13 protein-coding genes are annotated in these 16,843 nt (G+C 72.8%); 2 read left to right on the forward strand and 11 right to left on the reverse strand.

From position 1 onward, the window contains the following. Positions 1 to 14: 14 nt before the first annotated feature. The 6 genes from alaS to C1A38_RS15235 form a co-directional block, all read right to left on the reverse strand. Entirely contained in the window at positions 15 to 2,693 is a 2,679-nt protein-coding gene (gene alaS, locus C1A38_RS15210; protein WP_102658475.1) for an alanine--tRNA ligase, read from the reverse strand. After that, positions 2,690 to 2,995 carry a hypothetical protein gene (locus C1A38_RS15215; RefSeq protein WP_102658476.1) on the reverse strand — a complete coding sequence of 102 codons (306 nt, stop codon included), beginning with the start codon at positions 2,993 to 2,995 and terminating at the stop codon, positions 2,690 to 2,692. Before C1A38_RS15215 ends, alaS begins: the two co-directional genes overlap by 4 nt. Positions 2,996 to 3,014: 19 nt before the next feature. Continuing rightward, the gene (locus C1A38_RS15220; protein WP_013732746.1) at positions 3,015 to 3,476 is read right to left on the reverse strand and encodes a DUF948 domain-containing protein; all 462 of its coding nucleotides are present in this window, start codon (positions 3,474 to 3,476) and stop codon (positions 3,015 to 3,017) included. Between the two features lie 154 nt (positions 3,477 to 3,630). Next, positions 3,631 to 4,230 (reverse strand): hypothetical protein, encoded by a 600-nt coding sequence (locus tag C1A38_RS15225; RefSeq protein WP_373307015.1) that lies wholly within the window; start codon positions 4,228 to 4,230, stop codon positions 3,631 to 3,633. Positions 4,231 to 6,881: 2,651 nt separating this feature from the next. Then, positions 6,882 to 8,393, reverse strand: coding sequence for a replication-associated recombination protein A (locus tag C1A38_RS15230; RefSeq protein WP_102658477.1), 1,512 nt, complete (start codon positions 8,391 to 8,393; stop codon positions 6,882 to 6,884). Positions 8,394 to 8,468: 75 nt separating this feature from the next. Next, positions 8,469 to 8,666 (reverse strand): hypothetical protein, encoded by a 198-nt coding sequence (locus tag C1A38_RS15235; RefSeq protein ID WP_013732742.1) that lies wholly within the window; start codon positions 8,664 to 8,666, stop codon positions 8,469 to 8,471. Positions 8,667 to 8,829: 163 nt separating this feature from the next. On the opposite strand from C1A38_RS15235, the gene C1A38_RS15240 reads away from it, so the two are divergent. Beyond that, positions 8,830 to 9,573, forward strand: a complete 744-nt coding sequence (locus C1A38_RS15240; RefSeq protein WP_102658478.1) for a GNAT family N-acetyltransferase — start codon at positions 8,830 to 8,832, stop codon at positions 9,571 to 9,573. Here the strand turns inward: C1A38_RS15240 and C1A38_RS15245 are convergent. The 5 genes from C1A38_RS15245 to C1A38_RS15265 all read right to left on the reverse strand — a co-directional run bounded on the left by C1A38_RS15245 (position 9,531) and on the right by C1A38_RS15265 (position 15,745). After that, positions 9,531 to 10,964 (reverse strand): MFS transporter, encoded by a 1,434-nt coding sequence (locus C1A38_RS15245; RefSeq protein WP_102658479.1) that lies wholly within the window; start codon positions 10,962 to 10,964, stop codon positions 9,531 to 9,533. The two genes, C1A38_RS15240 and C1A38_RS15245, sit on opposite strands and share 43 nt — an antisense overlap. Next, complete coding sequence (locus tag C1A38_RS15250; RefSeq protein ID WP_102658480.1) at positions 10,961 to 11,554, reverse strand: ArsR/SmtB family transcription factor; 594 nt, start codon at positions 11,552 to 11,554, stop codon at positions 10,961 to 10,963. Before C1A38_RS15250 ends, C1A38_RS15245 begins: the two co-directional genes overlap by 4 nt. 121 nt (positions 11,555 to 11,675) lie before the next feature. After that, complete coding sequence (locus C1A38_RS15255) at positions 11,676 to 12,488, reverse strand: sugar nucleotide-binding protein (protein WP_102658481.1); 813 nt, start codon at positions 12,486 to 12,488, stop codon at positions 11,676 to 11,678. A gap of 96 nt (positions 12,489 to 12,584) precedes the next feature. Next, entirely contained in the window at positions 12,585 to 14,405 is a 1,821-nt protein-coding gene (aspS, locus tag C1A38_RS15260; protein ID WP_102658482.1) for an aspartate--tRNA ligase, read from the reverse strand. A gap of 287 nt (positions 14,406 to 14,692) precedes the next feature. Continuing rightward, positions 14,693 to 15,745 (reverse strand): S1 family peptidase, encoded by a 1,053-nt coding sequence (locus tag C1A38_RS15265; protein WP_102658483.1) that lies wholly within the window; start codon positions 15,743 to 15,745, stop codon positions 14,693 to 14,695. Between the two features lie 449 nt (positions 15,746 to 16,194). Here C1A38_RS15265 and C1A38_RS15270 point away from each other — a divergent pair, with 449 nt between their 5' ends. Continuing rightward, the gene (locus C1A38_RS15270; protein ID WP_233196839.1) at positions 16,195 to 16,821 is read left to right on the forward strand and encodes a GDSL-type esterase/lipase family protein; all 627 of its coding nucleotides are present in this window, start codon (positions 16,195 to 16,197) and stop codon (positions 16,819 to 16,821) included. Positions 16,822 to 16,843 lie beyond the last annotated feature (22 nt).

A 16,843-nucleotide genomic window follows, 5' to 3' on the forward strand; every position in this document is an offset into this window, starting at 1 on the left:
GCTGTGCCGATGATTCACGCCTCGGCGATCGCCTTCTCGACCGTCAGCAGCAGGGTCGGCACCTCGGACTCGGGCAACCCGCCGCCCTGGGCGAGGTCCGGGCTGCCGCCGCCGCGCCCGGAGAACGCCGCCTTGACCAGGTCGTTGGCGGCAAGACCCCGGCTGCGGGCGGCCGGGTTGACCGACACCACAAGCGACGCCTTGCCGTTCGACCGGGACGCCACCGCGACCACACCCGGCCGGGCCGCGTCGATCCGGCCCCGGATCTCCTGCGCGAGGGTGCGCACGTCGTTGCCGGCCGCGCCCTCGGGCGCCTCGATGCCGACGTAGGCGACCCCGCGGACGTCCTTGGCCTGGGCGGCGAACGCCGCCGCGCCGCCGAGCACCAGCTGGGCGCGCAGCTTCTCCAGCTCCTTCTCCGCGTCGCGCAGCTGGGTGACGGTCTGCTCGACCCGGTCGGCGACCTGCTCGGAGGGAACCCGGTACAGCTCGGCGAGACGGGACACCAGCAGATGCTCCCGGGCCAGGAAGTTGAACGCGTCCATGCCGACGAGCGCCTCGACCCGGCGGACCCCGGACCCGATGGACGACTCCGAAAGGATCTTCACCAGGCCGAGCTGGCCGGAGCGGGACACGTGGGTGCCACCGCACAGCTCACGGGCGTAGTCACCGACCTCGACCACCCGGACCTGGTCGCCGTACTTCTCGCCGAACAGCGCCATCGCGCCGATGCGACGCGCCTCGTCCAGCGAGGTGACGAAGGCGTGCACCTCCAGGTCGGCCAGCAGCACCTCGTTCACCTGCTGCTCCACGTCCCGCAGCACACTCGGGGCGACACCGGTCGCGGTGTTGAAGTCGAACCGGAGCCGACCCGGAGCGTTGAGCGAACCGGCCTGGGTGGCGGACTCGCCGAGGAAGTTGCGCATCGTCTGGTGGACCAGGTGGGTCGCGGTGTGCGACCGGGAGATGGCCCGCCGCCGACTGGTGTCGATCTCGGCGTAACCGGTCTCCCCCGCGCGCACCTCGCCCCGGATCACCCGGGCCCGGTGCACGATCAGCCCCGGCACCGGCTGCTGCACGTCGAGCACCTCGACCTGCCCACCGCCCACGGTGATCATGCCGAGGTCGGGCTGCTGCCCACCACCCTCGGCGTAGAACGGGGTGGTGTCGAGCACCAGCTCGACCATGTCACCCTCGACCGCCGCCGCACGCGGGCCGTCGGTGCCGAGCACCGCCCGTACCGTCGACTCGCGGGCCGTCTCGGTGTAACCGGTGAAGGTCACCGGGCCCCCGGCGTCGAGCACCGACCGGTACGCCGACAGGTCCGTGTGCCCGGTCTTGCGCGCCTGCGCGTCGGCCTTGGCCCGGGCCCGCTGGTCGGCCATCAGCCGACGGAAGCCCTCCCGGTCGACGTCGAGCCCCTGCTCGGCGGCGATCTCCAGGGTCAGGTCGATCGGGAAGCCGTACGTGTCGTGCAGCTGGAACGCCTTGGCACCGGAGAGCGCCGGCTTGCCCGCCGACTTCGTCTCGGTGATCGCGGTGTCCAGGATCGTGGTGCCGGCGCGCAGCGTGGCGAGGAAGGCGTCCTCCTCGGCGTACGCGTACGCGGAGATCCGGTCGAAGTCGGTGGCCAGCTCCGGGTACGAGGGGGCCATGCAGTCCCGGGCCACCGGCAGCAGCTCGGGCAGCGCCCGCTCCTGCCAGCCGAGCAGCCGCACCGCCCGGATCGCCCGGCGCATGATCCGCCGCAGCACGTAGCCCCGGCCCTCGTTGGACGGGGTCACCCCGTCACCGATGAGCATCAGCGCGGTCCGCACGTGGTCGGCGACCACCCGCAGCCGTACGTCGTCGGGGTGCGACTGGTTGGCCGCCTGGCCGGACTGCGCGCCGTACCGCTTGCCGGTCAGCTCGGCCGCCCGCTCCAGGATCGGCCGGACCTCGTCGATCTCGTAGAGGTTGTCGACGCCCTGCAGGATGGAGGCCATCCGCTCCAGGCCCATGCCGGTGTCGATGTTCTTCTTCGGCAGCTCACCGACGATCCGGAACTCCTCCTTGCTCCGGACGTCCGCGATCTCGTACTGCATGAAGACGAGGTTCCAGAACTCCAGGTACCGGTCCTCGTCGACCTCCGGGCCGCCTTCGAGGCCGTACTCGGGGCCCCGGTCGTAGTACAACTCCGAGCAGGGGCCCGCCGGGCCGGGGATGCCCATCGACCAGAAGTTGTCCTTCTTGCCCCGGCGCACGATCCGCTCCGCCGGCACGCCGGTGCGCCGCCAGATGTCGTACGCCTCGTCGTCGTCCAGGTAGACCGTCGCCCAGATCCGCTCCGGGTCCAGCCCGAACCCACCCGCCTCGACGGACTTGGTGGCCAGGTCCCAGGCGAACGGGATCGCCCCGTCCTTGAAGTAGTCACCGAAGGAGAAGTTGCCGTTCATCTGGAAGAACGTGCCGTGCCGGCTGGTCTTGCCGACCTCGTCGATGTCCGGCGTACGGATGCACTTCTGCACGCTCACCGCGCGCGGGAACGGGGGCGACTGCTGGCCCAGGAAGTACGGGACGAACTGCACCATGCCGGCGTTGACGAACAGCAGGTTCGGGTCGCTGATGGCGGGCAGCGGAGCGGACGGCACCACGGTGTGGCCATTCGCCTCGAAATGGGCGAGATACCGCCGCTTGATCTCCGCCGTCTTCATCGCTGGTGTTCCTCCGGAAAGATTTCTCGATCGCCGATCCGCGGGTCCTCCCGCAACTCGGCGAACTGGTCGTCGAACGCCTCACCCTGCGCGAACGCCTCGTGGATCTCCTGCTCCCGCTCGGCCATCCCGGCGCGCACGTCCGCCACGAAGCTACGCAGTTCCTCGACGAGGCCGCCAGCGGATTGCGACAGGTTGTCGGCGATGCCGGCCGGAGTGTACGCGTGCGCGGCACGGGTCGCCTTGCGGACCACCACCACACCGACGGCCAGTCCGATACCCAGCCAGAACAGACGCCTCATGCTCGTACCTCCCGACAGGTCACTGGTTGCCGCGCCGGGCGGCGCGCCGCTGGGCCTTGATGGTGTCGCGGACCTCGCGCTCGGTCTCGGCGTGCCGGCGGGCGGACGCGGCCTTGCGCACCCCGTAGCCGAACGCAGCCACCTTGACCAGCGGGTTCGCCGCGGCGGCGGAGACGACGGTGACCAGGTTGGCGACGTTGGCGCTGATGTTCTGCGCGTGGCTGGTCATCGTGTCGACCTTGGCGAGTTGCAGGTTCACCCCGTCGAGCGAGGTCTGCACCTGCTCCAGGGTGACGTTGACGTTGCGCACCGTGGTGTTGACGTCACCCAGCAGCGGGCCGGTCCGGTCGTTGAGCTCGTTGATCATCCGGGTGGTGGCGTCCACGGTGTGCCGCAGCCGCAGGATGGGCAGCGTCAGGATCAGCACCAGCATCGCGAACGCGATCGCCGCGATCAGCGCCGCAACCTCCAAAAAGCCCACGCCTGTCCTCCTCAACGAAATGTCTCGGGGCGGCATTATCCCCGATCCGCACGACCGTCTCGCCCGCGCCGACGCCCGCTGGCCCTGCCGAACGAACGGCAGGGTGACACGCGTGACGCCAGACCAGACCCTACCGTCCGTGATGACATTCGGCTCAGGACGGTGGTGACGGCGTCAAGTCACCCAACGGGTCGTCGCCCAGGGTCGGGTAGGGGTCCACACCGGTCAGTGACGGATCGGTGCTCGGCTGGGGCCGGGTCCGGTCGTCGTCGATCGCGTTGCGCACCTTCACCGTCACCAACGAGCCAGGGCACTCCTCGGCGGCGGCCTCCGGGTCCAGCGACGGCACCACCGCCGGCTCACCGTCCACCGGAGGCGGTACGCAGGTGGGAGCCCGGACCCAGAGATCGAGGGTCAACTCGTCCCGCCGCCAGCAGGTGTAGCTGCCCTTCTCCTCCTGTTCGGGGCAGTAGGCCGGCTTCCACGGCTGCCAGCCGTCCTGACTGAGCGCCGACTCGTACACCTGGGCGGTCTCCTCCGGTGACCGCTCGGAGTTCACGGTCCGCTCCCGCAGTCGGCAGTCCAGCAGACACCAGCGGCTGCCGCTGACGGCGTCGACCGGGTCGACCGCGGCCCAGGTGGGCACCGCCAGGTCGTCCAACGACGCGAAGACCGGGTCACGGCCCTCCGCCCGCAGACCGAAGAAGACCGGTACCACGCCGAGCAGCAGCACACTGGCCACCGCCAGGATCATCACGCGCAGGCGTTGGTTACCGCCACCCTGGTGGCGCAGTTCGCCACCGGCGTCCGGCCCGTCGTCCACCGGTCCGTCGGCGTCCCCGCGTTCGGCGTCGGCGGGTCGCCGTACCTCCGGCTCCGCCCCGGGTCGGAGCACGGCCGGGCCCATCGGCGCGACAGCCGCGGCGGCCCGGGCCACCGCCGGGGGCTCACCGACCCGCGGCGGCGGGGGTACCGGAGCGGCGCCGGAGGGTTCCGGACGCGACGGGTTACGTGGTGGCGGGGCGGCCCGACCCGCCAGCCGCTCCTCGGGGCGAACGCTGCCCCGGTGGGGGCCCGGTGGCGGGCCACCGGGCCGGCCGGGGCCACCGGCGGGTGCTCCGTCGGGACCACCCGCAACGCGCGGACCGCCGCTGGTGGGCGCCGCTCTCGGCGGCACCGGTGGCCCGTCGCCGCGCCGCGCCCCCGGCGCAGGTACGGACGGAAACTCGCCCGACCGTCCCGTCCTCGGCGGCTCCGGCAGCTTGCCGGGGCGTGCCACACCCGGTGGCAGGTCGTCCGGCTCGACGGCGCGGCGCGCCGGTCCCGTCACTGCGGTTTCCGGTTGCCCCGGCGCCCGGGTAGGCCCCGCCGCCGGCGCTGACCCGGCGCGCCCGGCCACCGGCGCCGCTCCGGCCCGACCGGCCGTCGAGGCCGTTGCGGGCCAGCCGGGCACTGACTGGCTGGTGCTCGGCGGCCCGCCCGGCGGTGGCTGACTGCCCGCCGGCGGCATGCCCGGCGGCGGCGGGCTGCTGACCGGAGGTATGCCCGGCTGGTTGGCGGCCGGTGGCATGCCGGGCGGAACTGCACGTCCACGGCCGGTGGGTGGCTCGTCGTGGCGCGGCGCGCCGGCGGCCGGCCGCCGTGGTCCGGTGCCGGGCCGACCCGCTTCGGCGCCGGTGGCCGGGCGGCTCGGCGGCGGCCCGGCGGGAGTGTCCGTGCCGCGCTGCTCACGCGTCGCGGACAGGTCGCCGGTGGACGAACCGGCGGCCCGATCGGCCGGGGCACTGCCCGGCCGGATCGTCCGCAGCGCCGGATCGGTGTGATGGGCACGACCGGCCTGTCGCAGCCAGTCCGCCGGCCGTTGTGGGCGGTCGGCGCGGCCGGTGCCGCCGGCCGGGTCCGCCGGTGGTGGGTGGTCGGCGCGGCCGGCCGGGTCGACCGGTCGTGGGGCGCGGCCGCTGCCGCTGGCCGGCTCCGCCGGTCGTGGGGCACGGCCAGCACCGCCGGCCGGGTCCACCGGTCGTGGAGCGTGGTCCGCGCGGCCGGTCGGGTCCATGGGTCGTGGGGCGTGGTCGGCGCGGCCGGTCGGGTCCGCCGGTCGCCGCCCCAGGTCATCGGCCGAGCCGGACCGGGTGACCGGCCCGTCCTCGGCGGCTCGGCGACCGGGCCGGCCCAGCGGTTCCGGTTCCCCTGGGCGTACGGGCGCGGGCACGTCCATCGCGCCGGCTGCCCGAGCACCGGTGACCGGCGGCTCGGGTGCTGCCCGACGCCCCCGGGGCGGAGTCGTCGGGGCCTGCGGAGGGACCGGCGACGCGGCCCGGCGGCCCCGGGGCGGATGCTCGTCGCCTGCCGAGGACGGCTCGGGAATCGACGGAGCGTTGCCGGACAACGGCACCACCGGTTGGTCCATGTCGGGCTCGGCGGCGCGCCGCCGACCGGCGCGTCGGCCGCTGGCAGGTGCGCCGGTGGGACCCGCCCCCGACACGGGCGTCATGCCCGCCGGCGGACGACCTGGACCGCGCTCGACCGGTTCGCCGACGGCGGGTGCCTCGGGAACTGCCCGACGACCCGGCTGAGCGTACGGGCGTGGCCCGGTGTTGCCGTCCGGCGGACCGGGGACGCCAGCAGGGTCCAGGTGTTCCGGTGCGGCACGGCGAGGGCCGGCAGGTGTACCGTCCGGCCGGCCGACGGTGCGACGCGACGTGGGCGGACCCGACACCGGGCCGATCGGGGCACCGGAGACCTGGCCGTCCGGCGTACCGGGGATCGGGCCGGTCACGGGCCCACCGAAGGGCGGCGGGCCGTCGGCCGGACGGGGACCGCCAGCCGGGGCGGGACCACCGGCCGGGTGAGGGCCGCCAGCCGGGGTGGGCCCAGCGGTCGGATGAGGGCCGCCGGCCGGGCGGGTGACAGGTGCGCCGGGCCAGGGGCCGTCCACCGGGCGGGCGCGGGGCGGTTCGGCGGTTGCCGGGCGCGGCAGGGACGGGTCGGCACCAGCGGGACGTCCGAGATCCGGTTGCGTACGCGCGTCCGCGGTGGGCCCTGGGACCGGCCCGGCCGGGGCAGGGTGAGGGCGGCCCGGAAGCGGACCGGTGCGGCCGGCGGCCGGCGGGCCGGAACGATCCGCGCCGGGTGGCACCGCCGGACCGGATGGCACCGCCGGGCCGGGGCCGGGTGGCACCGCCGGGCCGGACCGGGTGGCCGGTGCCTCCGGTGCGGGTGGCGCGCCGTCGGGGCCGAGTCCACCGCGCTGCTGCTTGGCCGAGCGCAGATCGTCGATCCAGCCGAAGTCCTCGCCGGCCTCCGGTTCCTCCGCGACGGCCTCGGATTTGTTGCGGCCCCAGCGGCGGTTCTTGGGACGCCGCTCGTCCTGGCCGTCCTCCGGTCGCTCCGAACCAGGCGATCTCACTGTTGACCCTTCCCGTCGGCGCGATCGCCGACCTCATCGGTCACTTCGGCGTCCGCGGTCGTCAACTGCGTCTCTTCGGGGCCGGGCCGGGCCGGCGCCCGACCGGAGACCGGTGGCGTCGTCGTGGGGGCGGCCAGGCCACGGACGATCCGGCGCAACAACGGCAGCCGGGTGGCCACCGACCGTTCCGCGCCGTGCTGGCTCGGCTGGTAGTAGTCGGTGCCGACCAGGTCGTCCGGCACGTACTGCTGGCGGACCACGCCACGCTGGTCGTCGTGCGGGTAGCGGTACCCGGTGCCGTGGCCGAGGCCGCGGGCACCGGCGTAGTGGGCGTCGCGCAGACTCCGCGGCACCGCGCCACCCCGACCCGCCCGTACGTCGGCGATCGCCGCGCCGATCGCCATGGTGGCCGAGTTCGACTTGGGTGCGGTGGCGAGGTGGATCACCGCCTGAGCGAGGTTGAGCTGCACCTCGGGCAGGCCGACGTACTCGACCGCGTGCGCGGCGGCGGTCGCCACGCTGAGCGCGCTCGGATCGGCCATGCCGACGTCCTCGCTGGCGAAGATGACCAGCCGTCGGGCGATGAACCGCGCGTCCTCCCCGGCGACCAGCATCCGGGCCAGCCAGTGCAACGCGGCGTCCACGTCCGAGCCCCGCATGCTCTTGATGAAGGCGCTCGTCACGTCGTAGTGCGCATCGCCGGCACGGTCGTAGCGCACCGCCGCGGTGTCCACCGCCCGTTCGGCGGTGGCCAGGTCGATCCGACCGGCGCCCAGCGCGGTGGCCGAGCCGGCCGCCGCCTCCAGCGCGGTCAGCGCCTTGCGGACGTCCCCGCCCGCCAGCCGGACAAGATGGTCCTCGGCCTCGCTGTCGAGGGTGAGCGCACCGGCCAGGCCGCGCTCGTCGGTCATCGCCCGGCGCAGCAGGCCGCGCACCGCCGCATCGTCGAGGGGTTGCAGGGTGAGCAGCACGCACCGGGACAGCAGCGGCGAGATGACCGAGAAGTACGGGTTCTCCGTGGTGGCCGCCAGAAGCGTGACGGTGCGGTCCTCGACGGCGGCGAGCAGGGAGTCCTGCTGGGTCTTGCTGAAGCGGTGCACCTCGTCGATGAAGAGCACGGTGGGCGGTCCCCCGGACCGGCGCTGCCGCCGCGCGGTGTCGATCACCGCTCGGACGTCCTTCACCCCGGCCGACAACGCCGACATGGCGACGAACCGCCGGTCGGTGGCAGCGGCCACCAGGTGGGCGATGGTGGTCTTGCCGCTTCCGGGCGGCCCCCAGAGGATGACCGACATCGGAGCGTCGCCGGTGACGAGTTGTCGCAGTGGCGCGCCGGGGGCGAGCAGGTGATCCTGACCGACGAGTTCGTCCAGGCTCGCCGGACGCATCCGCACCGGCAGCGGGGCGTCCGGGCCGACCGGGGTGAAGCCACCGACGCCACTGGAACCCGCCACCGCACTTGTTGCTGCGGCAGGCTCACCCAGGGTGAAGAGCGTCTCGGACTCCATCACGAGAACAGTACCGGGCTCGACCGACAGCGCCAGAATCGCGCCGCCGACCGAGCCCGGGATGATCCTTCTCGGTCAGCCGCGACCGGGGCGGCGACCCCGGTACCAGCGGCCGCCGCGCCCGCCCACCCCGGCCAGGTGCAGCGCGAGCAGCAGCAGGCCGATGAGTACGAGGGTGTTCCAGTTGAACAGGTCCGGCGCTCCGAGGTTGCTACCGAGCAGGTCGAGCAGAAGTGCGAAGCCGAAGACCACGGCGGCGGCGATAGCGAGCATGACGTTCCTCCGGTGGGGGTGCCAGTAGGTCGTCCCCGCATGTACCCGAACGGTCCCGATGCCAATCTCCACGGTGGAGCGCCGACCCGCCCCGAGATGGGTGGGCGACCGCCCCGCGAGGGCCCGTTTCGTGCCCTGATCTCGGCACGCCTAGGCTCGCCTCATGGTCATCGCCGACGCTGCGCTCGCCGAGCGGCAGGCGCTCCTGAACGCCGTGGACCAGCATCCGTTCGTCCGACACTCGCTGCCGACGCAGGAGCCCTTTCGGGTCTGGCGACGCAACGGTGCCGTGGGCTGGCGGCTTCCCGCTGCCACGCTGGGACCGGTGGGTGGAATCATCGGGCCACCGGCCGAGGCGCTCGATCTGTTCGGCAGGCTCACCGCCGAGGGTGTCTTCGAGCCCGGCCGCTGGGTGCACCTGCCCCGGCTGGCCCCGGAAGCCCTCGCCGCCGTGCCGGGCGTGACGGGCCACGAGGACTGGGACTTCCTCTGGACGGCCACGCTGCCGCCACCGCAGCCGGGTGAGGAGCGGGTGGTCCGGCTCTCCGAGGCCGATCGCCCGGAGTTGACCGCGCTCATCGACGAGTCGTACCCGACCTCGACGGCACGGCCGGACAATCCGCAGGTCGTCGACTGGTACGGCATCCGCGAGGGCGACCGGCTGATCGCCTGCGGGGCCGACCGGACCCGGGGTGACGTGGGTTTCCTCGCCGGCCTGACGGTGGATCCGGCCTTCCGCGGCCGCGGCCTGGGCGCCGCGCTCACCGCCGGCATGAGCCGCGCGCTGGCGGCCCGTCACGACCTGCTGGCGCTGGGCGTCTACCCGGCAAACGTCGGCGCTCTCCGGCTCTACCGCCGACTCGGTTACACCGCCGTCGTTCCGCTCACCTCGGTCCGCTGCGCCTGACCGGCCACCGACTCGCCGTCCCCCGACGGCCTGGCCACCGGCACACCTGGCGGTCCGGCCGCAGGCACGCCGTCCTCCGACGGTCTGGTTGCCGGCGCGCTGTCCCCTGGCGACGGGCCGGTGTCCGGCACGCCGGCCTCCCGCCCATCGCCTGCGGGGTGGCGCCCGGCGCGCCAGGCCGGTAGGTAGAGCGGCGCGGCGACGGCCAGCACCACCGCGCCGACAAGCATCGCCGTACTCACTCCGGCCCGGTCGCCGATGTAGCCGAGCACCACCCCACCGAGGGCAGCCGCCGGCATCGCCACCATGGAGTTCAGCGAGATCAGGCTGGTCCGGTACGGGCCGGCGACCTGCCGGTGCAGCAGCCCCATGTGCAACGGGTTGGACGCGCCGTGCACGGTGTAGCAGGCGATGAAGGCCAGCAGCACTCCGGTCGGACCGGCGAACAGCGCCATGCCGACCACGGTGATGCCTTGCAGGATCCGCAGCACGGCGGCGCCGGGCGCGGCACCGAGCCAGCGGATGAGCAGTGGCGTCAACGCCGCGCCGCCGGCCGAGGCGAGCCACGCCGCCGTATTGGCCGGGCCGAGCAGGGTGGCGGCCCGATCGGCGTCGGCGACCACCTCGGCCAGCCGGATCGGCAACAGCCCCTCGAAGGTGGCCATGCCGAAGCCCCAGAACAACTCGACCGCCACCAACGCGAGCAGCACCCGGGATCGGCGCAGCAGGCCGAACGCCTCGCCCACCATCCGTGGGGCCTCCCGCACCGAGGCGCGCAGCACGCCCGGCCCGGCCACCGCGCGTCGCTCCGCCAGCAGAGCCAGCAACGCCACCAGGTAGACCACCTGCAAGCCGACGGCGGCGATCACCGGTCCGGTCAGGGCGCTGACCGGACCGATCGGTCCGAGGGCCACCAGGGCGCCGCTGAGCAGCGCGCCGGCCGCCATGACCAGGCCGAGCACCGTGCCGCCCTGGCCGAGCCCGTTCTCGTACCGGGCATCGGGGTCAGCGGCCAGGGTGGAGTCGACGTACCAGGACTCCAGAGGGCCGCTGTCCAAGGCGCGGAACACACCCTGCAACGCCCAGACGACGATCAGCAGGGCGAACGAGTCCGCCACCACCAGCAGCCCGGTCGAGACGAGACCGACCAGGCTCGCCACCACCAGCACCGGCTTGCGACCGAGTGCGTCGGCGAACCCGCCGGTCGGCAGCTCCAGCGCGAGGACCACCACGCCCTGCGCGGCGACGGCCAGACCGATCTGGGTCAGCGTCAGGCCGCGTTCCTGCATGAGCAGGATGATCACCGGGATCAGCAGGCCGACCGGCAACCAGCGCAGGCCGTGCAGCACCAGGTAACGGTGGCGTACCTGCGCGACGGTCAGCACGCTCATCGGGCGTCCCGCACCAGGGGGAAGCCGGCGAGGAACAGGATCACCTGCTCGGCGTCCGGCGCGGAGGGCTCGGCGCTGTCACGGTACCGCCGTACCACCGCCCGCAAGTCGTCGTTGAGGGCGCGCAGCTGGGCGGGCGAGAGTGTGAGCAGTGTGTCGCTGAAGTCGACGGCCTGCCGCCACTCGCGCGGCCGGTCATGCTGCACGGCGGTCCAGCGTTGGGCGAACTCGGCCACGAACTGGAAATGCCTGCCCTGTAGCCAGTCCGCCGCGGCCCGGGCCTCCGGGTCGTCCTCGAAATCCGTGCTCTGCCACGAACTGACGTCGTGAGCGGCACGCCAGTAGCGCCGCCGCCCGGCACCCTCGGCCGGCTCCTCGACGACCAACCCGACCTCGGCGAGCTGGCGCAGGTGATAGCTGGTCGCGCCGGTGTTGGTGTCGAGTTCGGCGGCGAGGTCGGTCGCGGTCGCCGGCCCGTTGGTGCGCAGCACGCCGAGCAGTTGGACGCGCAGCGGATGGGCGAGCGCCCGTATTTGCCGAGCGTCAACGTGCACGATCTTCGGCTCGGCCCCGTTCGACATCTCGCACATGAATGCACAGTAGCTGTGCACACCACCTATGCACAACCCCTATGCACTCCTGCTCACCTCCGCCCTCACCCCCGCGCGGGGGGGCCGCGTGTGGGTCCCAGCGCGCAGGTTTCGGGGTGGGTCAGAGGGTGAGGAGTTCGGTGATGCCGCGTAGGCGGGTGCGGAGCAGGGTGGTGGCGCGGGTGGTGTCGAGGCGGATCGCGGTGGGACGGACCAGGCCGTACTCGACGGTGGTCGTGGTCTTCAGGGCGGACGCGTCGAGTCCCTCGTGGTGCGCCACCAGTCGACCCAGCTCGGCCCGGCTGACCGCCTCGGGACCAGCCACGTTCAGCGGTCCGGCGTAGTCGGAGTCGACAAGTTCCACCACGGCGGCGGCGAGGTCGGTGACGTCGATCGGGCAGCGCAGCTCGTCGGTGAAGAGGGTGGCCCGACCGGCCAACGCGTCGCGACAGAGCTGGATCTGTTTGCTGCCCGCACCCACGATCAGCGAGGTACGCACCAGCACCGCGGACGGGTCGAGCGCCCGTACCGCCGTCTCCGCGGCCGCCTTCGCCGCACCGTACGGGAAGACCGGGGTGGGTGGATCGTCGTCGGCGTACGGCTCGGAGCGCCCGGCGTGCAGCGCGTCGCTGGACATGTGCACCAGCCTGGCACCCACCTCGGCCGCGGCCCCGGCCACGTGCGCCGCCCCGTCGGCGGTGACCGCCCAGTCGTCGTACCGGTAGGAGGTGTTGATCACGACGTCGGGGCGCACCTGCGCGACCAGCGCACGGACCGCGGACCGGTCCGTCACGTCCAGCCGTCGGACCACCACCCCCGGCACCCGCAGATCACCGGAGTGGCACGTGCCGACAACCGACCATCCCGCGCCGACCCCCCGCCGACACACCTCCCGCCCCAGGAACCCACTACCCCCCACCACCAGAACCCGCATCCTCAGCCTCCCCGTCGGTTGATCAAGAAGTTTGCGTCGCGAAGCGCCTAGAGCATGACGCAAACTTCTTGATCAACCAGGGCAGCTGAGGGTGGGTCAGGTGGGGTCGGCTACCGGGGCGGCGGGGCCGGCGGTGCCGGGGTGGGACGGGGCCTGGGGCTTGGGCTTGGCGTCGACGCCGGCCTCGGTGCGCTGCTGGACGGTGATGGGGGTGGGGGCGCCGGTGAGCGGGTCGAAGCCGCCGCGGGTCTTCGGGAAGGCGATCACCTCGCGGATCGAGTCGGCACCGGCGAGCAGCATGCAGACCCGGTCCCAGCCGAACGCGATGCCGCCGTGCGGCGGCGGGCCGTAGTTGAACGCCTCCAGCAGGAAGCCGAACTTGTCCTGCGCCTCCTCCGGGGTGATGCCAAGCAGGTCGAAGACTCGCTGCTGCACGTCGCGGCGGTGGATACGGATCGAGCCGCCGCCGATCTCGTTGCCGTTGCAGACGATGTCGTACGCGTACGCCAGCGCCCGGTCCGGCGCCTCCTCGAAGCGGTCCACCCACTCGGAGTTCGGCGAGGTGAAGGGATGGTGCACCGCCGTCCAGCCACCCGCCGCGCCACTCTCGTCCGAGGTCCGTTCGAACATCGGCGCGTCGACCACCCAGCAGAACGCCCAGGCGCTCTCGTCGATCAGACCGGCCCGCTTGGCGATCTCGATCCGGGCCGCGCCGAGCAACTCCTGCGCCTCCCGGGTCTCGGTGCTGGCGGCGAAGAAGATCGCGTCGCCGGGCTTGGCGCCGACCGCGTCGGCCAACCCGTTGAGGTGCTCGGCCGACAGGTTCTTCGCCACCGGGCCGCGCGCCTCACCGGTCTCGGCGTCGAGCACCACGTACGCCAGGCCCCTGGCGCCCCGCGCCTTGGCCCAGTCCTGCCAGCCGTCCAGCTCCTTGCGGGTCTGGGACGCGCCGCCGGGCATGACCACTGCGCCGACGTAGCCGCCCGCGTCGATCGCGCCGGCGAAGACCCGGAAGGTGGTGCCGCGCAGGTACTCGGTCAGCTCGGTCAGCTCGACGCCGTAGCGCAGGTCCGGCTTGTCCGAGCCGTACCGGGACATCGCGTCGTGCCAGGTGATCCGCGGGATCGGCCGGGGGATCTCGTACCCGGCCAGGTCCGACCAGAGGGCGGACACGATCGCCTCGCCGAGGTCGATCACGTCGTCCTCGGTGACGAAGGACATCTCGATGTCGAGCTGGGTGAACTCCGGCTGCCGGTCGGCCCGGAAGTCCTCGTCGCGGTAGCAGCGGGCGATCTGGTAGTACCGCTCCATGCCGCCCACCATCAGCAGCTGCTTGAACAGCTGCGGCGACTGCGGCAGGGCGTACCAGCTGCCAGGCTGCAGGCGCACCGGGACCAGGAAGTCGCGGGCACCCTCCGGGGTGGACCGGGTCAGCGTCGGGGTCTCGATCTCCAGGAAGTCCCGCTCGTGCAGCACGGTGCGGGCCAGCTGGTTGGCCCGCGAGCGCAGCCGCATGGCCTTGGCCGGGCCACTGCGGCGCAGGTCGAGGTAGCGGTACTTGAGCCGGATGTCGTCGCCGGCCACCACCTGGTCGTCGACCGGCAGCGGCAGCGGCGCCGCCTCGGAGAGCACGTCCAGCTCGGACGCGGTCACCTCGATCTCGCCGGTGGGCAGCTCCGGGTTCTCGTTGCCCTCGGGCCGCCGGGTGACCTCACCGACGACCTTGACGCAGTACTCGTTGCGCAGGGCGTGGGCGTCCTCCTCGCGGAAGACCACCTGGACCACGCCGGAGCCGTCGCGCAGGTCGACGAAGATGACACCGCCGTGGTCGCGCCGGCGGGCCACCCATCCGGCGAGGGTCACCGTGGTGCCGGCGTCCGTCGCGCGCAGGCTGCCGGCGTCATGGGTACGGATCACGGCGTGCGTCTCCCTCGTGAAGCTCTACATCTGCTCCCGGCATTCTCGCAGGACGCCCCCGCCGCCGTTTGCCGGGTGCAAGGAAGGGCACCTTGTTAACGCCTCAGGTAGTAAAGGGGCCCCCTTTTAACAGTCCACGCGCACCGGATCGAGGTGCTCCGGTACCTGGCGCCAGCGCACCCGCGGGCGGCCCACCAGGGTCGAAATGCGTCGGCACATGCGGGCGGGCCGCCGGAGGAGGAATCCGGCGGCCCGCTGCGGTGAGGAGGGTCAGTGGTGCGGAAGGATCAGTAGACGCTGACGCCGTAACGGCTCAGCACCGGCCCGACCGGCTGGAAGAAGGTGGTGCCGCCGGTGGAGCAGTTGCCGCTGCCGCCCGAGGTCAGGCCGAGCGCGATGGTGCCGCTGAACAGCGAGCCGCCGCTGTCACCGGGCTGGGCGCAGATGTTGGTCCGGATCAAGCCACGAACCTGACCCTCGGCGTAGTTGACCGTGGCGTTGAGGGCGGTCACCGAACCGCTGCGTACGCCGGTGGTGCTGCCGGAACGCTGCGCCGACTGGCCGACGTAGGCGTTGCCGGAGGCGGTGATGTCGCGGAAGCTGCCGTTGTAGAGGGAGACGTTGCCCGGCTGCACGGTGCTCTGGTTGCTGTAGCGGACGATGCCGTAGTCGCTACCCGGGAAGACGCTGCCGGTACGCGAACCCAGCAGCGCGCTCTGGCTGGAGTTGCTGTACCAGTTCGCCGCGATGTTGGTGCAGTGCCCCGCGGTGATGAAGTAGTACGTGTTGCCGGCCCGCACGTTGAAGCCGAGCGAGCAGCGCCCGCCGCCCTGGGCGTAGATGGCCTGGCCGCCGGAGATGCGGGTGCTCAGCACACCGGCCTCGGCCTCGATGCGTACCGCGCCGTTGGTCCGCGCCGCGGCGGCCTTGACCCGCTCGAGCTTGGCGCCGGTCACCGTGCTGTCGACGGAGACGACGACCTGGTTGGTGGCCGGGTCGACCCACCAGGCGGTGCCGGGGATCGCCGCGGAGCGGTCCAGTTCGGCGGTGGCGCGGTTGAGCTCCGCGGCACCCCGCTTGACCAGTTTCGGGGTGGCGCCGGCCGACGCCACCTGACGGGCGGCGAGGCTGTCGGTCACCGCGACGACCATCTTGCCGGTCGCGTCGGCGTACGCGCCGGCGGCGCGGGCACCGAGCCGCTCGGCCAGGGTGGCGGCGGAGTCGGGCGTGGCGGACCCGGGGGCCGCCTGGGCGGGGGTGCCGGCGAGCACGCCGGCGACGAGGGTTCCGGCCGCGGCGACGGTGACGGCGCGGCGCAGCATTGACCTTGTGGGTCGCATGTAACAGCCTCCCGAAGGGGGTTGGAGGGCCCTGTCATGCCGACAGGGCAGGGCAACTCGGCCACCTGGGGAAACGGCCAAGCGAAGGAAAGTATTCACACATTTAAGATCATTGACAAGGCCACCCTTTGCCCCACTTTCCCCGTTCGACCGAGGTAACCCGTCTGCAACATTGTGGATACAGACGGCCGTCTATACGCTCTGGTCACCGCCACCACCCGGCAACCGTGCACCGGAGGCCACCACGACCCTCGTCCGACGCGCGCTGGCCACCCTCGCCGGCGTCACCGCCCTCGTCCTGTTCGCCACCAGCCCCGCCGTCGCCGACCCCGGCCCACCCCCGAACTCGATGGCCAGCCTCGGCGACTCCATCACCCGCGGCTTCAACGCCTGCGGGTGGTTACGTCGACTGCACCGGCCGCTCGTTCAGCACCGGCGACGACACCACCGTGAACAGCCACTACCTGCGAATCCGCCGGGTCAACCCGGCCATCAACGGCCGCAACCACAACGCCGCCCGCACCGGGGCCAAGTCAGCCGACCTGTACGGCCAGGCCGGCACCGCAGTCAGCCAGGGCGTCGGCTACGTGACCATCCTGACCGGCGCCAACGACGCCTGCACCAGCTCGGAATCGACGATGACCTCGACGGCCACCTTCCGGGCGAACATCGACTCCACGCTGGCCCGACTCAAGTCCGGCCTGCCCAACGCCAAGATCTACGTGATCAGCATTCCGGACGTACACCGACTCTGGTCGGTCGGCAAGGGCAGCAGCAGCGCGCGTACGGCCTGGTCCCTCTTCGGCATCTGCCAGTCCATCCTGGCCAACCCGACCTCGACCGCCCAGGCCGACGTGGACCGCCGCAACCGGGTCCGCCAGCGGGTGGTCGACTTCAACGCCCAACTCGCCGCGGCCTGTGCCGCGTACGGCGCGAACTGCCGCTACGACAACAACGCCGTCTTCAGCTACCCGTTCACCCTCGCCCAACTCTCCACCTGGGACTACTTCCACCCCAACACCACCGGCCAACAAGTCCTGGCCACCATCTCCCACCCCGCCGGCTACCCCTGGTAGCCCCTCCCTCCTCCCCTCCCCT

This window comes from Verrucosispora sp. ts21, assembly GCF_002879555.1.
GTDB lineage: Bacteria > Actinomycetota > Actinomycetes > Mycobacteriales > Micromonosporaceae > Micromonospora > Micromonospora gifhornensis.